This window comes from Streptomyces enissocaesilis, assembly GCF_039533765.1.
In the GTDB taxonomy this organism is placed as follows: Bacteria; Actinomycetota; Actinomycetes; order Streptomycetales; family Streptomycetaceae; genus Streptomyces; species Streptomyces enissocaesilis.
On the sequence record NZ_BAAAUD010000028.1, the window covers coordinates 1 to 1,091 of the forward strand.

Genomic DNA, 1,091 nt, shown 5'->3' on the forward strand with positions numbered 1-1,091 from the left:
CAGAGCGGGGCAGCAAGCGGGCACAGGCATCAACGATCATGTGAGTTCTCTACGCTCCGTGATCGACAAGGATGCCCGTGCCCGCGATCCCATCATCCCTGCTGGAGCCCGTGTGGGTCCAGTTCGACGCGCTGCTGCCCGCACGGCCGGAGTTCGACCCGACCCACCCGCTGGGCTGCCACCGGCGGCGGGTGCCCGACCGGGTCGTGTTCGCCCACGTCGTGGACGCCCTGGTCCACGGCTCCGGATACGAACGCATCGCCACCGAGGCGTGCTCGGACCGCACCATCCGCCGTCGCCTGCGCGCCTGGGCCGAGGTGGGGCTGGGCGAACAGCTCCACGCCCTCGCCCTGGCCGCCTACGACCGCATGATCGGCCTGGACCTGGCCGACGTCAGCGTCGACGGGGCCATCACGAAAGCCCCGTGCGGCGGCGAGCGCGCCGGTCGCTCCCCGGTCGACCGGGGCAAGGGCGGCATGAAACGCTCGACCGGCACCGACGGCGACGGGATCCCGCTCGGCCTGATCGGCANCGAGCGCCAACCGGCACGACTCGCCGCTGCTGCGCGGCACTCTCGAGGCGAGCAGCCGCCAACTGCACCATCGCTGGCCCGAGCAGGTCACCGCACATCTGGACCGCGCCTACGACAACGGCCCGAGCCGGGACCTCCTCGCCGAGCTGGGCTTCGACGCTGACATCGCGCGCAAGGGCATCCCCGCCCCGGTCCAGGTCGGCAAGCGCTGGGTGGTCGAGCGGACGAACTCGTGGATGAACGGGTTCGGCAAGATCCGTCGCTGCACCGACCGCAGCGCCAGCATCATCGACTTCTACCTGTATCTGGCCGCAGCCTTCGTCACAGTCCGTCAACTCATCCGCCGCGCCCGTGCGCTCTACCGCTGGGATACCCGACTCACCACCCGCAGGCTCAAGTAACGCCCATTTGCCGGTCGCTCTAAGTGCCGTGACGACGCCCAACGCGGCATAGACACCACAGGCGACGTCCCACGCCGGCAGTACGTGGTTCACCGGTCCGGACAATGCCGCCGGACCGGTTACGGCCGGAAACCCCGTCGCCGCGTTCACGGTGTAGT

The 1,091-nt window shown here is 69.9% G+C and carries 1 pseudogene; it reads left to right on the plus strand.

Annotation, left to right across the window (positions count from 1 at the left end):
* The first annotated feature begins 77 nt into the window (after positions 1-77).
* Positions 78-933: pseudogene (locus ABD374_RS13135) on the plus strand (IS5 family transposase).
* Positions 934-1,091: the final 158 nt, after the last annotated feature.